The 25,104-nt window shown below is 50.3% G+C and carries 19 protein-coding genes and 1 pseudogene; 8 read left to right on the top strand and 12 right to left on the bottom strand.

The window, feature by feature from the left end:
• Positions 1 to 450, top strand: a 450-nt coding sequence (locus tag AB1656_26675) for a site-specific integrase (GenBank protein MEW6238982.1), incomplete at its 5' end; no start/stop codon positions are given.
• Between the two features lie 267 nt (positions 451 to 717).
• On the opposite strand, the pseudogene AB1656_26670 reads toward AB1656_26675, so the two are convergent.
• Both AB1656_26670 and AB1656_26665 read right to left on the bottom strand, forming a co-directional pair.
• Positions 718 to 951 (bottom strand): annotated as a pseudogene (locus AB1656_26670) (transposase).
• Between the two features lie 110 nt (positions 952 to 1,061).
• The gene (locus tag AB1656_26665; protein MEW6238981.1) at positions 1,062 to 2,456 is read right to left on the bottom strand and encodes an IS110 family transposase; all 1,395 of its coding nucleotides are present in this window, start codon (positions 2,454 to 2,456) and stop codon (positions 1,062 to 1,064) included.
• A 196-nt stretch (positions 2,457 to 2,652) separates the two neighbouring features.
• Between AB1656_26665 and AB1656_26660 the strand changes: the two genes are divergently transcribed.
• The gene (locus tag AB1656_26660; protein ID MEW6238980.1) at positions 2,653 to 4,323 is read left to right on the top strand and encodes a transposase; all 1,671 of its coding nucleotides are present in this window, start codon (positions 2,653 to 2,655) and stop codon (positions 4,321 to 4,323) included.
• Between the two features lie 67 nt (positions 4,324 to 4,390).
• Here AB1656_26660 and AB1656_26655 read toward each other — a convergent pair whose 3' ends face one another.
• The 9 genes from AB1656_26655 to AB1656_26615 all read right to left on the bottom strand — a co-directional run bounded on the left by AB1656_26655 (position 4,391) and on the right by AB1656_26615 (position 17,125).
• Entirely contained in the window at positions 4,391 to 5,860 is a 1,470-nt protein-coding gene (locus AB1656_26655) for a tetratricopeptide repeat protein (protein ID MEW6238979.1), read from the bottom strand.
• A gap of 2 nt (positions 5,861 to 5,862) precedes the next feature.
• Positions 5,863 to 6,534 (bottom strand): energy transducer TonB, encoded by a 672-nt coding sequence (locus tag AB1656_26650; protein MEW6238978.1) that lies wholly within the window; start codon positions 6,532 to 6,534, stop codon positions 5,863 to 5,865.
• A 151-nt stretch (positions 6,535 to 6,685) separates the two neighbouring features.
• The gene (locus tag AB1656_26645) at positions 6,686 to 7,099 is read right to left on the bottom strand and encodes a biopolymer transporter ExbD (protein ID MEW6238977.1); all 414 of its coding nucleotides are present in this window, start codon (positions 7,097 to 7,099) and stop codon (positions 6,686 to 6,688) included.
• Between the two features lie 24 nt (positions 7,100 to 7,123).
• Entirely contained in the window at positions 7,124 to 7,861 is a 738-nt protein-coding gene (locus tag AB1656_26640; GenBank protein ID MEW6238976.1) for a MotA/TolQ/ExbB proton channel family protein, read from the bottom strand.
• A 2-nt stretch (positions 7,862 to 7,863) separates the two neighbouring features.
• Complete coding sequence (locus tag AB1656_26635; GenBank protein ID MEW6238975.1) at positions 7,864 to 9,750, bottom strand: MotA/TolQ/ExbB proton channel family protein; 1,887 nt, start codon at positions 9,748 to 9,750, stop codon at positions 7,864 to 7,866.
• A 24-nt stretch (positions 9,751 to 9,774) separates the two neighbouring features.
• Entirely contained in the window at positions 9,775 to 10,575 is an 801-nt protein-coding gene (locus AB1656_26630) for a DUF3450 family protein (GenBank protein MEW6238974.1), read from the bottom strand.
• A 479-nt stretch (positions 10,576 to 11,054) separates the two neighbouring features.
• Positions 11,055 to 14,054, bottom strand: coding sequence for a TonB-dependent receptor (locus AB1656_26625; GenBank protein ID MEW6238973.1), 3,000 nt, complete (start codon positions 14,052 to 14,054; stop codon positions 11,055 to 11,057).
• Complete coding sequence (locus tag AB1656_26620; protein ID MEW6238972.1) at positions 14,048 to 15,301, bottom strand: hypothetical protein; 1,254 nt, start codon at positions 15,299 to 15,301, stop codon at positions 14,048 to 14,050. Before AB1656_26620 ends, AB1656_26625 begins: the two co-directional genes overlap by 7 nt.
• Before the next feature lie 279 nt (positions 15,302 to 15,580).
• Entirely contained in the window at positions 15,581 to 17,125 is a 1,545-nt protein-coding gene (locus AB1656_26615; GenBank protein ID MEW6238971.1) for a hypothetical protein, read from the bottom strand.
• Positions 17,126 to 17,816: 691 nt separating this feature from the next.
• On the opposite strand from AB1656_26615, the gene AB1656_26610 reads away from it, so the two are divergent.
• The 6 genes from AB1656_26610 (at position 17,817) to AB1656_26585 (ending at position 23,855) form a co-directional block, all read left to right on the top strand.
• Positions 17,817 to 18,104, top strand: a complete 288-nt coding sequence (locus AB1656_26610) for a hypothetical protein (protein MEW6238970.1) — start codon at positions 17,817 to 17,819, stop codon at positions 18,102 to 18,104.
• 590 nt (positions 18,105 to 18,694) lie between these two features.
• Positions 18,695 to 19,054 carry a response regulator gene (locus AB1656_26605; GenBank protein MEW6238969.1) on the top strand — a complete coding sequence of 120 codons (360 nt, stop codon included), beginning with the start codon at positions 18,695 to 18,697 and terminating at the stop codon, positions 19,052 to 19,054.
• A gap of 78 nt (positions 19,055 to 19,132) precedes the next feature.
• Entirely contained in the window at positions 19,133 to 19,603 is a 471-nt protein-coding gene (locus AB1656_26600; GenBank protein ID MEW6238968.1) for a chemotaxis protein CheX, read from the top strand.
• A gap of 22 nt (positions 19,604 to 19,625) precedes the next feature.
• Positions 19,626 to 20,513: a protein-glutamate O-methyltransferase gene (locus AB1656_26595; GenBank protein MEW6238967.1), complete on the top strand. Its 888-nt coding sequence runs from the start codon at positions 19,626 to 19,628 to the stop codon at positions 20,511 to 20,513.
• Positions 20,514 to 20,528: 15 nt separating this feature from the next.
• The gene (locus tag AB1656_26590; GenBank protein MEW6238966.1) at positions 20,529 to 22,610 is read left to right on the top strand and encodes a chemotaxis protein CheA; all 2,082 of its coding nucleotides are present in this window, start codon (positions 20,529 to 20,531) and stop codon (positions 22,608 to 22,610) included.
• Between the two features lie 126 nt (positions 22,611 to 22,736).
• The gene (locus AB1656_26585) at positions 22,737 to 23,855 is read left to right on the top strand and encodes a chemotaxis response regulator protein-glutamate methylesterase (GenBank protein MEW6238965.1); all 1,119 of its coding nucleotides are present in this window, start codon (positions 22,737 to 22,739) and stop codon (positions 23,853 to 23,855) included.
• Positions 23,856 to 24,120: 265 nt separating this feature from the next.
• Here the strand turns inward: AB1656_26585 and AB1656_26580 are convergent, their stop codons facing one another.
• Positions 24,121 to 24,975 (bottom strand): hypothetical protein, encoded by an 855-nt coding sequence (locus AB1656_26580; GenBank protein MEW6238964.1) that lies wholly within the window; start codon positions 24,973 to 24,975, stop codon positions 24,121 to 24,123.
• Between the last annotated feature and the right edge of the window lie 129 nt (positions 24,976 to 25,104).

Below are 25,104 nucleotides of genomic sequence, written 5' to 3'. Positions count from 1 at the left end.
CTACGGCCTCCTTCCGTTGCCCACCCTCGAATTCAGGCCAAACGGGACTTCAGGCATTCACGAAGGCGCAAGCGGAATTCCACCACTTTTTCCCGTTTTTCTGTCTTGACAATGGGGTACACTTTATGCCGAACGCTTCCACTTCATTCGCGGATTGAAGAATTCCTTCTTCCCGAACGGAAGGATAAGGGTTTTTTGTTTATCCCGGACAAGGAAGAGAGTCATTGGCAATACCGCTACGAGTTTAAAACCGCGTTTAACTCGGTTTGCCGCAGAGCCGGGCTCGAATGGATTACGCCGCACGTTTTGCGTCACACGTTCGCTTCTCAGCTTGCGATCGCCGGCGTGAGCCTGTATAAAATCAGCAAGTGGCTGGGACATTCGAATTTTTCAACGACCCAGATTTACGCACATCTACAGGCAGGAGATGAGGAGATTGAGAAAATTTAATCATCGAATAGAACGACTTGGAAAATGTTCTATGTTGGGCTTGCTGAAAAACCTTTACTACCTAGAAAAGAGAAGACGGAGCAGGGGGGCGGCGCCGTTCGCTTGACGATCGGAAAGCGTCGCCTGAGAATCCTTTCGGCGCATCCATGCAGATCCCAACTCGCCAAGGGCTTGCCAAAGCCTTCCTGACGCCTCTTTGATTCTCTTCCAATACGCCAAAAGGCCAACAAAAAGCCCTTTCTCCATCGCCAACCGATACAACTTTCCCAGATTCATGACCAGAAGGTTGAGTGCGATCGCCGTCAGGGACGTTTCGGGCAATTTCGCCATGATTCGACTCAGACCGTAGCGGCGTTTGCCCTCGCCGAATTTCCCTTCGATCGCCACTCGATCCCGCTCGTCTTGCCGCGCCTGTTTCGCTTGCTCCCGGCGCGCGATTTCGTCCTGGGGCGGGCGTCTCATCCGCGGACAGGAGAGGCGAATTCCATACTCTCTTCTGAAACACCAGAGTAGAAGAGGCTTCCAGCCTCTTGAGTAGCGAAAGAAAGAGCCAAGATGGCTCTTCTACTTTTTCTGCCTGATATAGCCCGCGAACCGCGGGTGGTTTGCTCCTAAGAAACTATTTCCGTAAGTGTTTGTTTGGGAGTGAGTTGATATCCAAGTTGTGCAGCTCGTTTTTTGATATTTTTAAGGACTTTCTGTTGGTATTGCTTATCGTAATCTTCTTGTCCCTGATCGACATATTCCTTTCCAAACCGCAGCATGCGATAAATGAGGCAGGCCAATTTTCGCGCCGTTGCCGTGATGGCCTTCGCGGGTCCCAATCGACTCTTAAGCCGACGGCAATAGGTCCCCAAGGCGCTTGGCGTTCTCTCTACAATCATGGCCGCCATTCGCAGCGTTTGGGCCGCTCGATTGAATACTTTCCGCGTGCTTCGCTTCAAAATTTTCCCTCCGCTGATCCGATGGTTGGGACACAATCCCAAATAGGAAGCGAAATGCTTCTCCGTGGGAAATCTCGACATATCCAACCCCACTTCGGAAATAATCACCTGCGCGGACAGCTCTTGAATCCCATCCACCTGCGTCAGATCCACTCCGCTTATCCGATACAATTCTTCCCGTAGTTTCGCTCCGGCGCCTTTCCCCCGACGCGATCTTTTTTTCCCATCCTTACGGGGTGGCAGCGGTTTCGCCTCCCCATCCTCTTTCGATGCAAACCGGCTTAGGCATTCTTCGATCTTCTGGTCGCACGCTTCGATTTGGCGTTGGCAAAATTCGTACAACTCGAGGGCTTGCCGCAAACAAAACAAGTGCTCTTCCCGAAAATCTCCTTCCAACGATTTCGCGATCTCTTCCTCGCTCTTCTCAATCCGGCGATGTCTTAACCGCGCCAACGCCTTCGGGTCCCTTTCCCCCGAGAGAATCGCGCGGATAATGGCCATCCCCGTCGTTCCCGTAATATCGCTGATCACATTAGCCAATCGCAGATTCATCTGCACCAGGGCTTTCTGCATATGTTGAATTTCCGCGCTCGCCGTCTTCACCAGCGTCTCCCGATGCCGTAGATAACCGCGCAGCTCGCAGATTTCGTTTTTCGGACGAAACGACCCCGACAACAGCCCGTAACTGTGCAACTGCTGCAGCCAGCGGCAGTCTTTCACGTCGGTTTTCCGTCCGGGCACATTCTTGACATGGTGAGCGTTCACCAACTTCACTTCCAAACCATGGCTCTCCAGAATTTGATACACGGGAATCCAGTATACGCCGGTCGATTCCATCGCGACGATTCGTATCCGGCATTGCTTCAACCACTCCGCCAGCCGATGAAGGTCGCCGGTGAACGTTTCAAAGCATTGAATCGGATTCTCGTCTCGATCCTCCGGCGCCGCCACCCATAACATTGTCGCCCCTACATCAATTCCTGCCGCATCCGGATTGATCGATTGCAACGACGGCGAGGCTCCTGACGACTCTCTTTGAATCTTCGAATTGCGCTTTCTCATAGTAGACCTCTTACTTCTCTTTCAAAAAGAAATCGGTCCGACCGGAGGACGTGTATCAGGTAAGTCTCCTAACCGGGATAAAGTTCATGCCCTATGAACCTTTCAACCATGGCAATCGCCTTAACGTCTCCAACCAGGCTCATCAACGGGTATTTTCGACACCATTGTTCTGTGCAAGCATCGCCAGTACGAAGCCTTGCGCGCCTACGCTCTCGAAGGCCTTTCCGCCGCCGAAGCCGCCCAGCGCTTCGGTTTTAAGGAAAAGTCGCTCTACGCCCTGGCTCATGATCTGCGCGCCGGGAAACTGAACTTTTTCCCGCCGCCCTCCCCCTGCCCCAAAGATCGCCACGTGACGCCGTATGTCCGCGACCAGATTGGCGAATGGAGAAAAAGCCATCTGTCGGTGGACGACATTGTCGAACGCCTGCGCCAGGAAAATCTAGAATTGAGTCCCAGCACGGTGGAGCGGATTTTGAAGGATTCCGGATTCGGCAAACTCGCTCGCCGAACCGCCGCCCAACGCGGTCGAACCAAGAACAACGCCCTCTTGGCGCAACCGGCTCATAACTTGGAGTTCGGCGGCCTCGAACCCTTCAACGAGGAGTGCCAGGTGGCGGGGATTTTCGCGTTTCTTCCCTACATCCTCGAATCGGGAATTTTGGACGTGGTAGAGGAACTGCCGCTTCCCCAATCCGAAGTCATCGGCAAAACGCAAGCGTTTTTGAGTTTTCTGGCGTTGAAATTGATGGGAGGCGAACGCCTCTGTCATGTGCGGCAATACGACCATGACGTGGGATTCGGCGTGTTCGCCGGACTCAACGCGCTTCCCAAACCCACCTATATGGAAACCTATTCCTGCCGGCTTTCCGCCGACCTTTGCCAACGCCTGCAGAAAGAGATTATGCACCGGTTGACCGCGGGGGAACCGGCTCTGTTTTCCGGTCAGACCATCACTCTCGATTTCCATTCCATTCCCCATTTCGGCGATCAATCCGAGATGGAAAAGGTATGGCGCCAGGCGCGCCGCAAGGCCATGAAAGGGGCGAATACGTTCTTCGCGCAGGATGCGGAAACCCGCGTTCTGTTGTACGCCAACGCCGATGCGCTGCGTCAAGACGGTTCGCAAGAAATTTTGCATTTCGTCGATTATTGGAAAGATATCAAAGGGGTGATCCAGGAGACCCTGGTTTTCGATTCCCGCTTGACGACGTACAAAATCTTAGGCCAATTGGACGAGGCCAAGGTGAAATTCATCACCTTGAGAACGCGCGGAAAAAGCCTGGCGGAACAGACGGAAGCCCTTCCAGATTCTGGTTGGCAAAAAGTCAAATTGCCTATTCCCAAACGAAAACATCAGACCTTCCTCGTCCATGAAAGCGAGGCGGCCTTGAAGGGGTGTTCAAACACCTTTCGGCAAATCATCATGAAAGATCATGGGCGAGCGGAGCCTACCTACGTCATTACCAACCATCGAGACATGGAATTGGTAGAGATTCTCTCGGTCTATGCGCGCCGCAGGCGCATTGAAAACAAACTGGCGGAACTGGTAAATTTCTTCCATCTTAACGCGCTCTCCTCGCCAATCATGATTCGTATCTTTTTCGATCTCCTGCTGAGCGTCATGGCCAGTTTGTTGTATCGCCGTTTCGCGCAGGATTTGCCGCGCTTCGAAAAGAAACTCGCTCCCGATCTCTTTCGCCGTTTTGTGGACATGCCCGGACGCGTTCTTTTCGATGGGCAAAATTTCGAGGTTCGGATTCGCAAGCGGGCGCATACGTCCATCTTGCTCGGCGTCAAGAAACTTCAAGAACCGATCGCCGTCCCCTGGCTGGAGGGACGGACATTGAAGATAATTTTTACCGCCTAGACCTTTTCTCTCACGGCCAAAATCTTGGCCTAATTCTGAAGGTTAGAGGGGCTGTGAAAATCGGTGTTCAACGGGTTTTCGAGACGCGCTCGACTTGTTCAAGGTACTTCTGGATATTGTCGCGGGGATTGATCTGCTGCGCGCGCTGGAGAAGAGGCAAAGCCTCTTCGTATTTCCCTTCGCCGACCAACAGCTGGGCGTGGCGAACTTTGGCGTCCGCTTCGAATGTTTCGATGCTGGCGGCTCGTTCGTAATAAAAAAACGCTTTTTCGTTATCGCCGTTGCGGCTGCTATTTTGTCCCAGCAAAATCAGCGCTTCGCCATCCAAGGGATCCAAAGCGACAATTTCTTCCAATACGCGAACCTCTTCTTTTCCTGATCCCTCGGCGACGGCGAGACGCGCGCGGATTTTAAGCAGGTCTTTACGATCGTTGGCTTGCAGCCGGTCGCCGTACAGGCTCTCGATTTGCTCGACGATTTGCCGGGTTTCCGCCAGAGCGCCCCGGCCGGCAAGCACTTTCGCCGAACGCAGCGCGTGATCGGGTTTGTCTTGCGGATTCTTTTCCATCGCGCGCTTATAGGCGTTGACGGCCATATCGTACAGTTCTTCGTTGATGTAGATATCGCCGAGCATACTTAAGCTTTCAACGGTGGATCCTCCCAGGCGATCGACTAATTCGTAAATTTCAGCCGCTTTGACGGGTTGATTCAATCCTATAAATGCATTGGCTTGCAGCAGCCAGAGATCGGTTCGCTCGGGGCGATCTTTAATGAGTTGTTTGCAAATGGAGACAGCCTCCGAATACCGTTCTTGTTTGAAAAAGCTGCGCGCCAACCCCATTTTCCAATCGAGCGTGTTGGGATCGAGCAGGATAGCCATGCGATAAGCGGATTCGGCGGAAAGATAGTTTTCGACCGACGAATAAGCGAATCCGAGCAAGCCATAAGAGATAGCGCTGTTATCGCCCAGTTCGATCGCGCGAGTCAGCGCCGGAAGCGATTTTTCGTATTCTCCCTTTCGGATGTAGATTATGCCTAAGTTCTTCCAGGCGCGGCGAAACTTGGGATATTTGCCAATAGCCGCCTGATACGCGGCGAGGGCTTGGTCGAGTTTATCCTGCTGAAAATAAATATTGGCCGCGGTGAAATCGAATACGGCGCTGGCGGCTTCATTTCGCGATTTTTCCAATAGGGCGGCCGCTTCGTCCATCTTGTCGGAGGCGATCAATGCGAGTGCTTTTTGCATTTGATCGCGCTCGGGAACCGTAACTCGCGGCTCGATTTCGGTTTCGGCCATATAACTTTCCGCAAATTGTTTTTGAAAGGCCGGATCGTTCCAAATCTTCAGTTCCGTTTCGCTCAAATGACCCGGAGAAGGCGCAGGAGACGCTTTGCCGTCGCTCGATGAGGCGAAGCTGGGGATGGCGGAAATCGCAAGAAAGAGAGTCAATGATAGAAGGCCGGCGATGGGCCTATAAGGCGAGATCGGCGCTCCGGCTTTTCTGAAATCAACGAATGGAGAACGCTGTCTTTCCATGTTTACGATCCTTTGGGAAAAGTTATGGGAACTCGCATGCGAAATCGCACCGGTTGGCCATTGCGTTTGCCGGGTTCGAATTTCCACTGCTTTACGGCGCTAAGCGCAGGTTTGTCAAAAACCGGATTGGTCGATTTCTGTACGATAGGATTTTCTACTCTGCCTTGTTGATCCACGACGAAAACGATATACACCGTTCCGGGGGCGTTTTGGCGCGCCTCTTTGCCGATCATGGGGCTGGGTTGATAGATGACGCGCGGCTTTTGGTCGAGATCGGCGATGGAAAATAGCGCATCGACATTATTTTCTTCCGAAGCCGCCGTGTTCAGCTTTACGGCAAAATCGCCTCCCGCCAATCCTTCATTCAAACTGGGATTAAGCGCCAATTCCAACTGCGACAGATCCAGAGGAGGCGCCTCCTCCATCAACTGGGGCGGCCTGTCTTCCGCTTCCGGCTCTTCTTCCGGTTCCGGTTCGGGAGGGGGATCGGGCGCATCCAGGTTAGCCGTATCCGCCGCTTGAACGATCATATCCGTCGAGGGAGGCTTTGTTAGCGTCTGCATCAGCGGCAAAACTAAAAAGAAAATCGCCGTCAATGCCGCCGCGCCAACCATCACGTACAGGCGATGAACGATCTCTCGAAGGAATCGGAACGATTTGCGTTTTTTCGTCATGATGGGATTTAGGCGGAAAGTTGAAATCTTGGGATTGGTAAGAGAGCGATTCGCTTAACCTATCTTCTCCGCCGATATTTCGATTGGCCTTTTTGCCAGCCCGTTTCATGGTCAAGAACCTTCAACCTATTGGCCTCAGCGGCCGCGGCGGTCAACTTGTAGGCTTGCGCGCCGCTACGCTTACCTTGACGGCTCCTGCCAGTTTGGATTCGTCAATAATGCGCACCAGCAAACCGGATGGCGCGTCGGCGTCGGCCTGAATAATTACGGGTATTTCTTCTTTCTGCAACATGCGTTTGACGAGCGGTTGCACTCCGCTGACGCCAATTTCGCGTCCGCCGAAAACGACCTCGCCTTTTTCCGTCAGAGCGATAAGAATGCTGGTTTTTTCCAGCCTAACGGCGGATGCGGCCTGAGGTTTATCTACTTCTACGCCGGTCTCTTCCACAAAAGTGGTCGTAACGATGAAGAAAATGAGCAGAATGAATACGCAGTCCATTAAGGGCGAGATATCGATCCCCGCCTCGTTATTGTCTTCGGATGCCATCTGATGGAATCGTCCCATGAGTACCTCGGCAGCTAGCAGGATTTATTTCGCGATCGGCGCTTCCCATTCTTCTGGAATATGCGGCGATTCGGATAGAGGCCATAAAATGTCCGCCGCGATCAAGGGAGCGGTTTCGCGATAGGGTTTTATTTGGTCTTGCTTGTGCAGTTTTTTGTATAATTTCTGAGTGCAAACCGTTTCGAGATGCGCCAGGAACGCTTTGTAGCGTTCGAGTTTGCGAGCTAATTGATATTGAAAGAATAATCCAGGCAAAGCGATGACCAAACCGGTTTCGGTGGTAATCAGAGCTTCGGATATCCCTTTGGCGACAAGCCCCATCGTCTTTTCGCCTCCCGAACCGGACGCGAGGGCGGAGAAAGTGGCGAGCATGCCGGTTACCGTTCCGAGCAATCCCAAAAGGGGAGCGACGCTGACGCATATTTTCATCACGCGCAGATCGCGCTCGAACGGGGTAATCTCCGAGGCGCGCAACTCCTCGAAGAAAAGGGCGGAGTCTTTAAGCGAGGCGGCGCCGACGGCAAAATCAAGCAGTTCGCCGATCGGACCTTTTCGTTCGCCGGGATGGTTGATCCAATGCCGCCAGGTTTTCTCACTCACCGAAGTGAAACCTTTTCCCGACAGTTTGATATAAACATGCATTCCCAGCGCAAACATGACCAGCGCGATAGCCGCGATCGCGATCATGGACCATCCGCCGGCAATCCAGATGGCAAGAGCCTGATCCCATAACGTCTTAAGATGTTCGGTTATCCCACTCATTTTCAGTTTCCATTCTCGCGGCGGGAAATTCGACCGACTAATTGATCGTCGTAATCGAGAACCGGCATATGGATAAGATTGTGCATCATGAAAAGGTTCTGAACTTCGCTTTCGCGAGCATCGACGCGGACGAACAGGGGGGAGGAGTCGGTTAACGTCTCTAACGGCGCGTGTTCGGGCCGGGTCAGCAATTGATGAAGACGTACGCGTCCTAGATACTTGCCCTGATCGTCTACAATAAACACGGCGTCAATGTCATCGTCGCCCTCCGCCGCTCGAATCGTATCAATGGCATCCTCTACGGTCGCGGTATTTCTTACGGAGATCACCTGTTGATCCATGAGATCGCCCGCCGAATCCTCCGAATACTGGCCGATCCCTTCGGATATCGCCGGTCGAGTCTGAGCATCGGCGTATCGCAAGGATAACGGCATGGGTTCGGATATTTGTTGTTTTAAATCAGCCAAACCGTCGTTTTGATCGAAGGGCGTTTTGCTGATCTGGTTCACGAGAGCCATGGCGGCTTTTTCCATATGATTGATCACGCCCCGCGCTTTGCGCGAAAGAAGGGCGTGCAGCAACAGCGAAGGGATCGCCACGATTAGACTATACTCGGTAGTTATAAGCGCTTCGGAAATACCGCTAGAAAGGGTTTTGACGTCCCCAGAACCGAAAACGGTGATCAGTTTGAAAGTATTGATAATGCCGGTTACCGTTCCCAACAGCCCCAACAGCGGCGCCGAGGCCGCGCTGATCGCAATAAACGGCAAAAAACGCTCCAGTTTTAGGCGCGTCGTGAGCACTTTTTCGTACATCACTTCTTCGATCAATTCGCGCGGTTCTTGGAGATGTTCGATGCCGGCGGACAGCATTTTACCGACCGGCCCGCCGATCGCTTTGGCTTTATGTTTGGCCGTCTTGATATCGTGTTCGGCTACCGTATTCAGCAACGAGCGAATCCGTTTTGGAGAGGGAGTGCGAATGAAGAACAAACTAATCCATTTGTAAATCGCAACAAACAACGCCGCTCCCGCCAAGACGAAAATCGGGTACATTACCGGCCCGCCTTTTTGAATGTGCTCCAAAAAGGTCTCTTTGGTCTCTTCGATCTTATGGGCGTTGCCCAACGTGGGATCGAGTGGGAACAAGCCGGTGGAATTGGAAATTAGTTTCGCCGCCGCTTCGGCGTCGGCGGGGGATTCGAAAGCAAAAATCGCCGGTTCGAGCGAACCAAGCTGTTGTTCGGCGGTTCCAATGCTTTGACCGTCATTGGACTGAAAAATCGCCGCTGGGCCGATCAAAACAAAAACGCCTGGCTTGACCAATCCGCTGGAATCGACCGCCGTTCCTTCAAAGCGAGCGCCGCCCAGCGCATCGAACAACCGATCCAACGACGTCGCCGCCAGCTGGGCTTGAATCGCGTAAATTTCCTTTTCGGAAAGGTTGCTGTTTTCGACGGCTAATTTGGCCGCCTCCAGCGGCTCGCGGCAGCGTTGAAGTTCCACGATATGCAGGCGCGATTCGAAATTGCGAAGATATTCGCTTAATAGATTGGAAAGGTAAGCCGCTTCCTCTCGGCGCGATTTGATTTCGGATTGCAGATTGCTGAGATCAAGCGTGCGGCTGTCGAGCAAACGGGTTGTCTGTTGATAGTCGAGGCGCGCCTTGATCAGTTCGTCCTCCAACTGGCTGAGTTTGCGGCTGAGGGGAATTTTTTCGTTGGCCGCCTGCTCGCGCAGGTTGTTGAGCTCGGCGATGCTCTCTTCCAGTTGTTTTTGCACGGAAACAGCCGCATTCTCGAAAGCATTGCCGGGAGTTTTCGTTGCATCCTGCGCGGCGAGAATCGAAGGATAGACGAGGAAGATAGCAAGAAGAAAGATATTTTTCATTTTCATATCGGTTGGAGAGCCTGATTATTGAATTTCGACGGGCAGTTGGACGAAGGCCGCTATTTTTTCGTTTTTCAAGATGGCGATGGTTTCCGCGATTTGCGCAGCGGCATCGTTAGCTGGTTTCCAAATCCATCCCTCTTCGGAAGGAAGGCCAACGCCGGCGACGGTTCCATTAGCTCCTGCGTAATAGGCCTGGCCGATGCCGATATAAAGCGCGGCGACTTCGGCGGAACTTCCATCCGGCAAGACGCGCACTTCGCTGGCGACGGTAATATCCCGATTGAACTTGTCGACTTCGTTCAAGATGCCCACAACATTCTGAAAGCGTTCGGATACCGATAATTTGGATTGATTCGCATCCTCTGGAATCCGTTGGCTGAGCGGTTTTACGCGTTCGCGAATGGGATCGGGAAGCCGATTCAGCAATTGCTTTGTACGATCTTCCAGCGATGCGAGAATTCCGCCGAGCGACGATAAGGCTTCTTTGAGTTTTTCATTTTCCTCGATCAACCCGGCCCGTTTTTTGTCCGCTTCCGCGATGCTCTTTTCCGCATCGCTTTTTTTCCCGCGAAGCGAATCGATTTCGCGCTGAACGAGATCGATTCGCTCGTTCAACATCTCTTTGGCGAGGGCCAGATCGCGTTTTTCTAGGGAAATAATGCGCCGAGTTTCTACCCATTTCTCAAGCGCCGATTGCGTATTCTCGATCGTTTCGACATTTTTGTCGGCGGATATGGCTCCAGAGGATAAAAAAAAGACCGCGCAAGCCAGGACAAGCGAACCTGTCGCCAACTTACGACTGCGGAATAACGATTTTTCCATTTTCGAACAACCCTTTAATAGGTTCTAATAAAAAATTTGCGCTGTTTAATACTTCGAAAATCGTAGTTATTAGTGGATCGAGCAAAGCAATCCCCACCAATAACTCCCTATGAAACGCCTCAGTTTCTGCATGAAATAGCCCGCATACAACGAGTAGAATGCTCCTAAATAAAAACTTAAGCGCTATCTTTAAAACCGGCGAACCATAAGCAATCGATCGGAAACATATAGTATGGGGAGGTAATCTATCACCCAATTATTTGTATTTTATTAGAAACATATTTTTATATTGTTAGGCGGCGATTGGCGAGTCATAAACTATGACGAATCAACTTTGATTTCTCATCCCAACAAGAAAAAAAAACAGCGATTAGCGGCTTTTAATAAGTCGTTAGTTGAATACATTCAAAGAATGAGGAAATGAATTCCACATCCCTTTATAGAAAGAAAATATGAATTCGCCATACTCTGCGGGTATTCTAAAATTTCGCGCTTACGGTTAATGAAAACTCTATCCCTTTTCGGTAAGAAGTTTTTGTCGCGTCGCCATCGATGTAATCGGATCGGTAAACGGTTTGAATTTCCGGATCCAGCAAATTTTTGGCTTGAAACTGTAGAGTCCAGTTCTCTCCGAGTTTCTGCGACAAACTCAGATTGAGCGTCCCATACTCCTTTTCATAGACATTCGGTATATATTTGCCTTTCGACTGACCCGCCCCCGCCGTTAAGGCATCGCCCCGCACCATATAAAAAAGGCCTATTTCCGTCCCGGCGAGGCCTAATTCGTCCAATTCGTAAGTCAGAAACAGATTGTAAAGATAGTTGGGCGCATTGGTCATGTCGCGAGAGGACATGGGCGCTTGAATATTCGGCTGGTCGAAGAGAGCGGATTCCTCGGCGGGAAGCGTAACTTCCGAATCGATGAAGGTGGCATTCGCTCCTAAGGAAAGACCGGCTAAGCGATTCGAAAAACGCTCCATTTGTTGACGCACTTCGATTTCATAACCGCTCAGTTCGCCTTTGGGATAATTGACGGCCGTCGTGTAGGGAAAATCCGCAATTCGCTGCACATATTCGATGGGATCTTCGATATCCTTAAAAAAGTAGGACAAGGAAACCAATCCGCTTTCATAGGGGGTATAATCCACGCGAACGTCGTAGTTTTTTAGCGAACTCATCTGCAGAAAGGGATTGCCGATAAATACTTCGGCGCCCAAGTATTCCTGCTGTTGAATGGGCGTCAACTCTTTGAACGTCTGACGGGCGATGGTTTCGCTGAAGGAACTGCGCAGCGTAATCGGATCGAAGGGCGTAAATTCAAAACCGATCGCCGGCAGCGCATTCATCTGTTCGAACGCAACGTCCGCGTCGCCGGGATTCAAGGCGACCGAACTGATAGCGCCGGGCGGAATCCAAGTAACATCTTTCTCCGGAAAATTGACGATGCTGATTTCGGTCTCTTCATACCGGGCGCCGCCCATGAGTTTGAACATAGAGCCCAGCGGCAAATCGATCATGTGATACCAAGCGAAAATTTTCTGTTCGCCCTGATAATCGACATCGATGTCTGCGGCCGTTATGGGATGATTCTCGGAGAGGAACGCATCGCTCCAAAAGTCTTCCCAGGGCGCTCCGTATTGGGCGCTGTTATCGTTGAAGTTGCTGAAGGAATCCTGGTTGTATTCGCGGTTCACATCATCGTTAAACACGCCTAATTTCAGATAGCCTTCGTCCCCGCTCCATTGTTCGAACGGAAATTTCACGTCGAAAAAAAACTGATTGCTCTCCTCCGAAATATCCTTCCAAATCCGCTGCAGGTTCCCCAAAGTGAAATTGGCCGCCGGCTTGTAGGGCCGGAACATCGCCGGATCGGAGGATGGCGGGACAAAGGGCGGAAATCCCGGATTATACGATTCCGCCCACCAGATCGAACCAAACTGCCGTTTATCCGGTTGATTCAAGTCGGACGAACTGCGAGAAAATCCCCAATCCAATTCGGGCCGAAGCGCCTTAAAGACGTTTTCTATGGCCAACTCGGGAAACGGAAGATTTTTATGATGGCCATGCAATTGCGCCGTATTGGTCGTACGTTCCGTATATTCGAGCGTTTCGGTGCGAAGATACGGCGCCGCATCCCGCTCCAGGTTTCCCGGATCGGAGGGATCAAAGAGATTGTAACCGGGGAAATAATAGGCTTTTCCCCTCGTATCTTCGGCGAGGGTGGCGACATCTTCCGCCACCCGGGTGTACATGTTCAGCAGGGTCAAGGAATGATTTTCCGTTTCCGCGCCGACCACGCCCAATCCGCCCCATTTCACTTCTTCGCTTCCTTGCGCAATGTCGAACATCTGCGTTTTGAAATCCCCCTGTATCGGCGTTCCCTGGACGTATTGAGGAGTCATCGTCGCGCCGGGCGTCGCCACCCAATACTTATCGTCAATTCCGTCGTCGAAGAACGAACTGTCCCGCTCGTAAAAAAAACTGGCGAGACCGCCGAGTTTCAGCCCGTTATCGAATACGTATTTCCCGCCGGCCGCTGTCGACCATTTCGAATCGATAGGCGCATCGCCGCGCAAAACGCCCACGGCGCCATCCCAATCGCCGCCCAGGCTGCCATATTGAATGTCTCGATCTTTCCAACCCAATAGATTCACTCCCCCGCCCTTGGAAGAGAGAAAATCGTCATTGGCCGTTACCAGCGTATTGCCGCTGAATTGGCCGCTCAGTTTAATCAATGTATCTTCGGGGATGCCTTTCAGCGCCACGTTCACCGCTCCGCCGGAAGCATCGCCTTGTTGATCCGGCGTAAAGGTCTTGCTAACCTGTATGCTCTCGATCGCCGCCGAGGGGAATTGATCCAATTGCACGGCGCGCTTATCGGCGTCGGCTGTTGGCAAGCGCACCTTATTCATTTGGGAATTGACGTACCGGTCCGGCAATCCGCGAATTACTGCATATTTTCCGTCCTGCACCGAAGCGCCCGCCACCAGCCGCAAAGCGTTGGCGGCGTCTCCCGCCCCCGCCTGGCTGATAAGGTCCGAACCGATCGAATCCAATAGCGCCGGACTCTCCATGCGAAGTTCAAGCAACGCGGCTTCCGTTCCGCCGCCTAACAGCGCTTCCTGAACGATAAACTCCTCCATTTCCGCAAATTCGCCCGCCAGCCAGGCGTCCAGTTCCGTCATCTGTCCCGGCAAAACGACAACATCGGCTTTCACTTCTCGCGTATAGCCTTCCTTCGAAAAAACTAGGGTATATTTTCCTGGTTTCACCTGACTGAAAACATAATTCCCCTCATCGGAAGCGACGGCTTGTTCTTTCGTTTCCGCGATTGAAATCTGCGCGGCCGCCAGCGGCGCGTTAAAATCTTTGTCGTAGACGACGCCGCGAATACTGCCCATTTGTTGCGCTGAAGAAACCGTTGTCGATAAAATCGAAAGAAATAGAAATAGTAAGCCAGACGAACGTTGTTTTACCACGGTTGTCCCAATCCTTTATGTATCTGGCGAATCCGCTCCCATAGATTGGCGTCCGGTTCGGCGGCATATATCGCCATGGAGCAGCAAGCGGCGGATAAATCGAGGGCGCGAGGTCTGGAATTGGGATTTTCCACCCCTTCTTCAACGGCCTGCTTATAAACGGAAAGCGCCGTTTTCGCATCTCCCATCGATCGGTAAACCTCCGCCAGAGGACGCAATGCTCCCGCCCTGTAGATGTTCGCAATCTTTTTCCCTTCGGCGTCGAAAAGCGCGCGCAGCGCATCCGCATCGGCTCGAGCCTTTTGTTCGTCGCCGGTATGGAAGCGCAGCCCCGTTAATTTCGCCATCATGGGGAGGCGGTGTTCCAGCGGCCATTGGTAAGCGCCCATGATATTTTGCGCTTCATTGACCAACTCAAGCGCTTTCGGCCGGTCCGTATGATCCAAGGCGAATCCGGCGAGTTCCATCAGCAGTTCGAGGCGAATAAAAATGGGCAGTTTATCCCAGGATTTTTTTATTTTCTCTTCCGCCAATGAACGCCGTTTGGCATCGCTATAAAAACGATCGAAAATCCGGGCGCAAGCCTCCAACGCGTTTCTCAGAATGTCAAACTTGCCGGATGCGATCAAATCGTCCAGCGCTTTCATCTGCTCGTCGAAGGCGGATTCGTCGCTCGCCATCGCTTTTATTTGAACGGCTTTGCCCGTTTCCGAATCCTCGGCGCTGGCTGCATACTCCTCGGCTTTTTGCATTTCACCCAACCAGGCGAACGTTTTGACGATATTGACTCGGATGCGGTCTCTGCGCCAATCTTCCGCCTTCTCGGCGACCTGATCGGCTAGCTGAACGCAGCGATGGGCTGACTCGGCGGAGCCGCGCTGGGCATAGTAAAAAGCCAGGTCGGCATAGGCCGAACCGCGGCGCCAATTGCCGATCTTTTCTATATATTCCAATGCACGATGGGGTTGATCGAGTTTGAGACAGGCGGCGACAACCGCTTCTTGGGCTTTGGAGCGGTCGTTGATATGCGGATCGATCGGGATTGCCGTCGCTGTTGAAAAAGCCAGCTCGAGCAATTCGATTTGAAAAACCGCCAGCGGCTTATCCGAAATAGAACTAATCGACTGGCGGTTGTTTTCTTTGACGCTATCCGCCTTCGCTTCAGGATGGCGCATACCATAGAGAAGCAGAGCAGAAAAAACGGAAAGTAGTAGAAGAGGGTATTTTTGTTTTTTTTTCGTATTCATTATCTTTAATTAGGCTCTTGCAAAATTCATAAAATCCGCTTTTTAATTCTTCCCCCAAGATTGGGGGGAGTTAGAGGGGGGTTGATTTTAATAGACTTAAGACAACCCCCCTCCTAACCTCCCCCAGGCTTGGGGGAAGAATAATGGAATTTTTCAAGAGGCTCTTTACTGAAAAACAATATAAAACGATCCGATGGCGGGACGCTTCGCCGCCGCCATCGGATCGACATTGATATCCTATGGAATCAAACGATCAATGGGTAATGATCTGCGATTGGATTAATACAACGCAAATTCCGAAACATCGGTCGATTCGATCATGCCGTACGCCGCAACCGACGTCCAACCTAATAGCCAGTTATTGCCAGCGCCGAAGCCGCCGCGGTATTGCGCCGGTTCGAAGAATCCATCCGCGGGAGCGGCTGTGGCGCTGGTAAGCGCATCGTTCGCCGCGAGGGGATTGAGTTTAACGACCGGAAGCATCTTTTTGCCGCCTTTCGTCTCTTGACTGCCGCGGGTGATGGATTGGATTGGACTTTGAGCGGCGGTCGCATTGTTGTTTTCCGCATTGCGTACGCCGCGGGCGTCCGCCTCCGTGTAAGCGGAAGCGTGAAGATTGTTATAGAACACGCTATCCTTGATTTCCGCCAGTTTGCCGGAAGTCTGGACGGTATAGAGCACGGCGGGATCGTTAAAAGCGCCCGCCGTATAGGCGCCAGCGTTGACGGAAGAGCGATAGGAATAGTCCGTCTTCCAAGCGTCTTCCCACGATAGCGCGCCGTTATAGCCGTAGCCGGATCCGCCGTCGCCGTCGCTATTGTCGTTCTTGACTACTTGTTCCCCAAGATCCATGAAGATGCAGTTGCGATACTGCATATGGGCGTTGTCGCGCCAAGCGGTTCCATGATCGCCATCGATCGGCTGGCCGATGACAGTGAAGTTATAAATGGTGGAAGTTGTTATCGGTTGCGCGTCGGAATCCTCCGCTCCGTCGGTTTCGAAACAGTTATCGCCGACGCCGGAGCCTTGGCTAGCGTCGATGCTGTAGCCTTGAACAATCAGACCGAACTGAGCTTTGCCGCGCCAACCTTCGTCGATATCGAAACTATCGTCGCCTACGTTCCAGATATTGACGTATTTTAAATTGACCGTTCCGCCCCAGATTTCGATGCCATCGTCAACATTATTCATGATATCGATGTGATCCATGTTCGTTTCGCGGCCAATAGCGCCGAGCGAAAGGCCGTTGAGTTCGTTCGCCAGACCGATCACTTTGCCGCCGTAACGAAGCGACAGATAACTGATCGAACCGCTGTCGTCGTTATCGTCGTTGCCGCCATACAATACATTGGGATCGCCCGCGTACGCCGCCGTCAAACCTTCCATCTGTTTAACGTTCAATCCCGTAGGCTCTTTCGCATTGCTGCCTATCGGCTGGCCGCCATAATGGGAGGCGGAAATCAAAGCATTTCCCATTATGGTTAGATTGCCCCATTCATTACACCCTTCGTGCCAGGAAGTTAACGTATCGTTGGTGGAGGTCATGATGACTGGTTTGTCCTGTGTTCCGTTCACGAAAATCTTGGCGCCGCGGCATACCGCCAGGCTGCCTCCGAGATTGGCTGTGCTTTGAACCAGCGTCCCCGCTTCGATCGTCAGCGACGCGCCGGGCAGAACGTAAATCTGTTTTTGCAAGTTGTAGGTGTTGTTCGCCGTCCACGTTGTAGAAACGTTGATGTCTTCAGCGACCTTTATCTCCGCCGCAGAGGCGGCGCCGGCTAAAGCAAAACAAAAAACCGCAGCCTTGACTCCAAATTTCTTCATAATATTCATCCACCTAATCCCTTTCTTCTGAATAGTTTGCTGGTATTGTTCGAATCGGGAGAAGACTCCTGATTTCTAATACCTTTGGTCTTGAAATGGGTTTTCCTGGCTAAAAAAGACAGGTCTTTCTGCACGGATGATAATGTAAGGCGGGTTTGTTAGGATTAAATTAAGATAGCATTAGAATCAAATCAATTTTTCCTCCAATAAGGCTGGCAGGATACGATGAGGGAGCGGCGATCGTAGGATATTTATAAATACGCATTGTTACATAAGTTACTATCTCACGTTACGCAACTAGGTCATTCATGCCATCGGAACAATCGCGCAAGATACCTTTGAGTCTTTGTAACGTGTTAACCTCTACAAAAAAAGTTTAACCCGAAGTTCCTAAAGAAATAATCGGAATACAAGGCGTAACCTTTGGCAATTTTTGAAGTTGCGCTTTTATGTGAGGCAAGGAATGTAGACATGTATACATGAAAGTATTCTCTTGATTTATGCTATTTGGCATTGATTAATCGGTAAATGCTTGCAATATGTAGTCATGTACATCGACACGGTTCCCAATCGCAATTCGCCGCCTTGCTTTCTCTTGCGCGAATCCTATCGCTTGAAGGGCAAAGTCCGCAAACGCACCATACTCAATATTTCCCATTAGCCGCCTTCCCTCGTCGAAGCGTTTCGCGCGTTGTTGCAAGGGGGAACCGCCGTCGCCTCTTTGGAAGAGTGTTTCGACATCGTTCGCAGCCGAGCTCATGGTCATGTGGCAGCCGTTCTGGGAATGCTTCGCCGCTTGCAGCTGGAACCCCTGCTGAACGCTCGCGCGTACCGGAAACGGTATTTAGTCGTCGCCTTGATCGCCGCTCGCATTTCTATATCCTACGAACCAGCGCGCCGAAGGAACGTCACGCGTCGGAAAAAGTGGTGGAATCCTATAAACGGCTTTCCACGGTGGAACGGGCTTTTCGCAGCCTGAAGAGCGTCGATGCCGGCCTTTGAGAAAATCACTCAATCCAATCCGCTGCAACAACGCGCGCTGGATTTGCTTCGCGTTCCCCTGTAGTGTTTTTGTACCCAGTAATCAACTTTCCGTTTGGGCTTATCTCTTAGAGTATTATATACTTATGACTTTTTAGGGGGGGGAACTTCGGGTTAAACTTGTTAACCCCGCGTAACATGAGTTAATAATTCGTAAAAATCGATGGCGCCGGTACAATTTTATCGGTTTTGGCTACAGAAAAATCCAGAAAGTAGCTTATTAAGATACAGAATTCTTTCTATTAGCGCAGTTTTTATTAAAATAAAGGCTTATTATCTTTCCATTTAAGGGATGAATTATTAGAATATTCATACTAAACTTTACAAAAACATAATTTTTCATTCTACGAATACTCCGGTATACTGAATGCGGGCGAAAGTTAATAATTGATAAGGTAAATGGCGTATAAATTGCTTTTGGATTGTAATCCGAAGGGCGTGCGTTATTTTCTTTGCGATGCTTTCGCTTGCGGAGTATGAACGGAGTACAACAAAGATGGTTTTATTTCTTTGTTTAGGAGGAGAGACGTGGGTAACGTAATGATTGTAGACGATGCGGCATTTATGAGGGCAACGCTGAAAGACGTTCTAACAAAAGGGGGACATACGGTCGTTGCGGAAGCCATAAACGGCGCCGACGCCATCGAAAAGTTTAAACTCCATAAGCCCGATGTTATTACGATGGATATCACTATGCCGGAAATGGACGGCTTGGAATCCTTAAAGAAAATTATGGAGATCGACGCCAACTCCAAAGTTATCATGTGCAGCGCGATCGGACAACAAGCCAACGTATTGCAAGCGATAAAATCGGGAGCGAAAGATTTTATCGTCAAGCCATTTCAACCCGATCGAGTTCTGGAAGCCGTAAAAAAAGTATTAGGTTGATGAAAAAGAATAAATCTTGCTTTCGGCTCGGATAATTCATCGGACCGGCTGCATTCATCGCGGAAGGGAATCCAGATCGTGAAAGTCGAATATGTCAATCCTTTTATCGAATCCGCCGCCAATGTTCTCGAAGAAATCGCCCAATTGAAATCGGAGCGAGGCTCTTTGAAATTGAAAGATCCCAATCAACCATTCCGCGACGTTTGCGCCATTCTGGGCGTCGTCGGCCACGTTCATGGCCAGGTGATCTACGGCTTCGACGAAACGACGGCGAAAAACGTTGTCTCGAAAATGATGATGGGCGCGGAAGTGATTGAGTTTGACGAAATGGCGCGCAGCGCGCTGGGAGAGTTGGGCAATATTATTACCGGGAAAGCCTCCGTGACCCTCGAATCGGCGGGATATCCTATCGAAATCTCTCCTCCGACCTTGGTAATGGCGAAAAATGTCCGCATCTCCTCTCTCAAAATTCCTATGATTATCGTCCCTTTAAATACGGAAGTAGGGACGATCGACATCTATGTCGGATTGGAAGAACCTAATAAATAAGGATAGGTAAACGTAAAAAATTATGGCGGGATCGACGCTTTCCTTCAACCAAACCCGTGAAGAGGACGAAAGGAGAAGTTCCTTTTTTTCCATTCCTCCGATGTCGGATAAAGAATTTAAAAGTTTGCAGAAAATCATTTACGATACGGCCGGAATCGATATTAAGGAAAGCAAGAAATACCTGCTCATTAATCGTTTATCGAAAAGATTGAGAAATCTAGGCTTGCGCAATTTCACCGAATATCTTTCCTATCTGGATCTCGGCGAGAGAAGAAACCAGGAAATCGTTGAATTCATTGACGCCGTTACAACGAATAAAACCGAATTTTTCAGGGAATACAACCATTTTCAATTTATGCAGAATCCATTTTTACCCGACCTGCTCAAAAACCGTCCGGCGTCTCCTATTCGAATATGGTCGTCCGCTTGTTCGTCGGGCGAAGAACCTTATTCCATCGCTATTTTCATGAGCGAACTGATCAAATATCCTTGGAAGTTGGATATCCTCGCTTCCGATATTTCCGAAACGATTTTACGAGCGGCGGTTCAAGGCATTTACGACGAATCCAAATTAAAGCCGGTTCATCCCAATTTGCTGCGAAAATATTTTCTTAAAGGTTCGGGAAGATATAAAATACGGCCCGAAATCGCCAACCTGATATCCTTTAAAAAGATCAATCTCAAGTTGGATTATCATCGGTCTCTTTCCAATTTCGATATCGTTTTCTGCCGGAATGTTTTGATTTATTTCAACCATGACATGCAAAACCAAATCATTAATAAACATTGGCAAGTCCTGCGGCCGGGCGGCTATCTCTTTCTCGGACACAGCGAAACGCTATTCGGAACCCACGTGAATTTTCAATACGTCGCTCCTTCCATCTATCGGAAAGCCGAGGATCGGAAATAATGAAGGGAGAATTTCATGTCGTTCGATAGCCAAAATTATATAGAGTTGTTCTACCAAGACGCTGAAGAACATCTTGAATTGATGACGGAGGCTCTCCTCGATCTGGAAAAAAATTCAGCGAATCGCTCCGCTTTGGATGGGCTTTTCCGTTCCGCCCATACCATGAAATCCTCTTCCGCGATGGTAGGCTTCATGCATGTGAGCGAATTTACGCACCGCATGGAAGATCTGATTGGGCATTTGAGAGACTCGAACGCGGAACTCACCGTAGAAACCGTCAACCTTCTCTTCAAAAGCTTCGACGTTTTGAAGGAGATGCTCTCTCAATTGCAAGACGAAGAAACAGAGGCGACGCGCAATACGACGAAACGCAGAGCCGAAGAACTGATTGGAGTTTTCCATGCTATCGTTTCGGGAGGCGCTCCGGAGAAATCTCCCAAAATAGCCGCCAAATCGGATTCTCCCCGCATCCGTATGGATGAAGACGCCCGCATCAAAATCGATGAATTGCGGCTCGCTGGGGATAAACTCTTCGAGATAACGATCGTCTTCGCGCCCAACGTACAGATGGCCGCCACGCGCGCTTTTTTGATCGCCAGCAATCTTTCCAAAATCGGAACGGTCGTTAAAACGGAACCGGACCTGATGAACGAACAGGAGGAATTCGGACGATCGTTCGCCATCCTTTTTTCCACCAAAAGCGATGGGAAAGCGATCGTACAAGCCGCTCAGGTATCGGAAGTGGAGCGTTGCGACATCCGCGAAGTAACCCAAGCCGAACAATTCGAATGGCCCCATGAAGAACCGTCTAAAGAGATCGCTCCTGCGGGAGGCGAATCCATCAAGGAAGAAAAAAAAGACGTCGCCACATCCTTCGATCGCCGGGAAGATCCCTCGAAACTCCAAACCGTCCGCGTAAATATCGAAAAATTGGACCGTCTGCTCAATCTCGCCGCTGAAATGGTCATCCAACGCGGACGAGCGCAAGAATTAGGACAACAACTTATCTATAAAAACGGCAAAGGCGGCATCGAAGAAGAATTGCTGAACACCATTCTCCACCAGGGAATGTTTCTGACCCAGTTGCAGGAAACGATCATGGATACGCGCATGGTTCCTATTGGCACCGTTTTTTCCCGCTATCGCCGGGTAGTGCGCGACCTCTCCCATAACCGCGGAAAAAAAGTGAATCTCGTAATCGAAGGCGAGGAGACCGAACTGGATAAAAAAATCATCGACCAAATCGGAGACCCCTTGATGCACATGGTGCGCAATTCCGTAGATCACGGCATCGAATCGCCGGAAGAGCGTAGAGCCAAAGGCAAATCGCCCGAAGGCTTGCTGCATCTGAACGCCTACCATGTCGGCAACTGCATCATTATTTCCGTAAAAGATGACGGCCAGGGTCTCGATCCGGAAAAGTTGAAAGCCAAAGCCGTTGAAAAAGGCACTATTACGCCGGAAGAAGCGGCTGCTATGTCGCAGCGGGAATGCCTGAACCTTGTCTTCCGCGCCGGTTTTTCCACCGCCAAAGAAGTGACGGATATTTCGGGGCGGGGAGTCGGAATGGACGTCGTTCGGCGCTCCATCGATCAATTGGGGGGAACCATCGATATCGAGACGGAAGTAGGGAAAGGCGCGACGTTCTATATTAAATTGCCTTTGACCTTGGCGATTATCCAAGCGTTGCTTGTGGAATCGCAAAATGAAATGTACGCCATCCCCATTTCACATATCTCGGAAACCATACGCATTACCCGCAAGGAAATTTATACCGTAAAGGGTCAAGGAAAAGTCATCCGATTGCGCAATAGCGTCGTCCCCATCTTGAACCTGAAAAACGTCATGGAAATGGAGATCGTAGAAGAAGAACCAGACCGGTTTTACGTCGCCGTCTTGAAGCATGGAGACACCTACGCCGGATTGATCGTCGATCGCATGGTGAATGAAGAGGAAATCGTCATCAAATCGCTGGGAGGAGACATCACCCATGCTCCTTACGTAGCGGGCGCAGCCATTTTGGGCAATGGCCGCGTCATTCTCATATTGGACGCTGTTTCTCTCATCGAAACAACCTTAGTGGGTTCCGCCGCATAGAAAAAAATCCATTGGAGCCATAAAATAATTTATGGATTGGGATTATTATTCGTCAATGCCTCAAAATCGCAAGCAACGGCGTATATTAAATCCCCAGACGAAAAACAACAAAAAGGATACTATTCAATGCCGGAGCGAGTTCGCGTACTGATCGTTGACGATTCCGCGCTAGTTCGAAAGATTCTTAGCGATTTACTGAGTCAAAATCCTGCCATTGAAGTAGTAGGAACGGCGCAAGACGGCAGTTTCGTTCTCCAAAAAATCCCAACTCTGAATCCCGACGTCATCACTTTGGACGTAGAAATGCGCACGAAGGGGGGACTGGAAGTACTGCCGGAAATCGTTCAAAAATTTCACCTTCCCGTCATCATGGTCAGCGCTCATACCGAACGCGGCGCTTATGCAACGGTAAAAGCCTTGGAACTTGGAGCCGTCGATTTCGTAACGAAGCCTCATGCCTTCGGCTCCGCCAGCATGGAAGAAATCGGAGAATTGCTGACGCAAAAGATATTGGCCGTCGCCCGCAGCAAGGGGAAAGTCTACCCTCGCAAATCCTTTGCGCCGATCAATAAGCCTGCAGGAGTGGAACGCGCAGCCGGAAAACCTGTTGCGCCGCCGCCGTTGCCGGTCTTCCGGACTTCTCATTACGAGTTGATCGCCATCGGCGCATCCACGGGCGGCACTGAAGCGATTAAAGATGTGCTTGTCGATTTGCCGGTCAACCTGCCCGGAATCGTCATTGTGCAGCACATGCCGCCGGGTTTCACCAAGGCGTTTTCCGACCGGCTCAACACGTTGTGCCGCATCGAAGTCAAAGAAGCGACGGATGGCGATTACGTCCAACCGGGAACCGCCCTGATCGCTCCGGGAAGCCATCATATGGAAGTCCACCGCGCAGGCGCCCATATGCGCGTCAAATTGCTGGAAACGCCGCCCGTCAATCGGCATCGGCCATCCGTCGACGTTTTATTCCATTCCGTCGCCCAGCACGTGGGCGGAAAAACGATGGGCGTCATTTTAACGGGGATGGGCGGCGACGGCTCGGTTGGATTGAAAGCGATGCGGGACTTAGGCTCCTTGACGATCGCTCAAGACGAAGATTCATGCGTCGTTTTCGGTATGCCCAAGGAAGCGATTAAACTGGGTGGAGCCGTCCATATTCTTCCCCTTGGACGCATAGCCCCGTTCTTGATTTCCTCCGTGATTCCTTCGCGTTTCGCAGCGAATAACGAATCGACCAATTGAGACGACAACGTTGAAGCGGTCCATTCGATTTTTGCGGGGATGGGATGTTATAAACAACAATCCTAACGCAGAGGTATCATTCACGGCCTCGGCGCCGTTGGATTTCTCCACGGCGCGGAGGACCAAGTCGCGAAAATGGGCGGAAATGAGACCATCGTACATATAAGCCGCTATCTCTACTTACAAAAAAAATGGGCCGAACGAATCGGCTCATTAATAAGCAATACTAAATAGTGATGAGGTAACCGTTTAGAAGTTAATTTATTTATTCGTTTTTAGATTCCGCATTTTCTACTTTTTTTATCCTTTCGATAATACTCTGCATCGGAGCATGATTTATTGAATAATCCGCAATCGATTCGTAACGAAGATCATTAACAATATATGGATTTTCCTTGTTTAGTTGAATCGAATAGTTTCTGGAAAGCGTCCCGATCATGCTAAACTCTCGACTAACATTGTTTTGCGGATTTTCCATATCATAAACAATATTGATTACGCCGTCTGATTTAGAATCAATTTGAATAGTCTCGTTACCCAAACTTATTCTCATTTCTCCCGTTAAATGGGTAAGATTGCTAAGTACCTTATAGGTTGGTTTTGGTTTAATTAAATCAATAACATCTTCAAAAGGTATTTCAATCGTTTCCCCGACGTTCAAACTGTTCAACAATTGATCCCAATCTTCAAACTCAAATAAATCAGGGAAAGGGACAATAGGAGGTTTGGAACGGTGATCGATTGAAAAACAAAATGGAGTATCCAAAATAAATCGGCTATAAGAGGATGCTTGAACAATGCTTTCAGGACTTAATGCAACAGCAAAATGGTTTGTGATTTGATCTTGATTGATCACATCGATATCGGCAGTTGCCTGTTTGATCTTCATATTACCATGAATCGTAATGTTATAATAGGAAGATTTTTCATTGGTCGTTACGTTATTTGCGACGCCCATTGCCGTAACACGTTCCAGTTTAAGGACTTGTTTAAAATCCTTTTGGGTAGTGAGACTAATCGTTTTTGAGTCAGCGGAATGGATTGCAATTAGTTTTTTCACTGCATCAACAGAAATGTCAATTTGAGGGATATTATAGAAATCTCGTAACAGGTCAGCCATCAGAAGTGAGAAAGGGAGGGAATGGGGGTAAATGGCCGGTGCGGATATATTCCCGAAGCGCGGCGACGAGGGTTTGGATCGGATGGTATCCGCGTCGTTTCAGCGTGCGAAAGATGGTCATCAATACCG

The sequence above is a fragment of the Candidatus Omnitrophota bacterium genome (genome assembly GCA_040755155.1).
Lineage (GTDB): Bacteria > Hinthialibacterota > Hinthialibacteria > Hinthialibacterales > Hinthialibacteraceae > JBFMBP01.
Note: the sequence above shows the minus strand (reverse complement) of the source record. Positions and strands in the feature narration are given on the sequence as shown.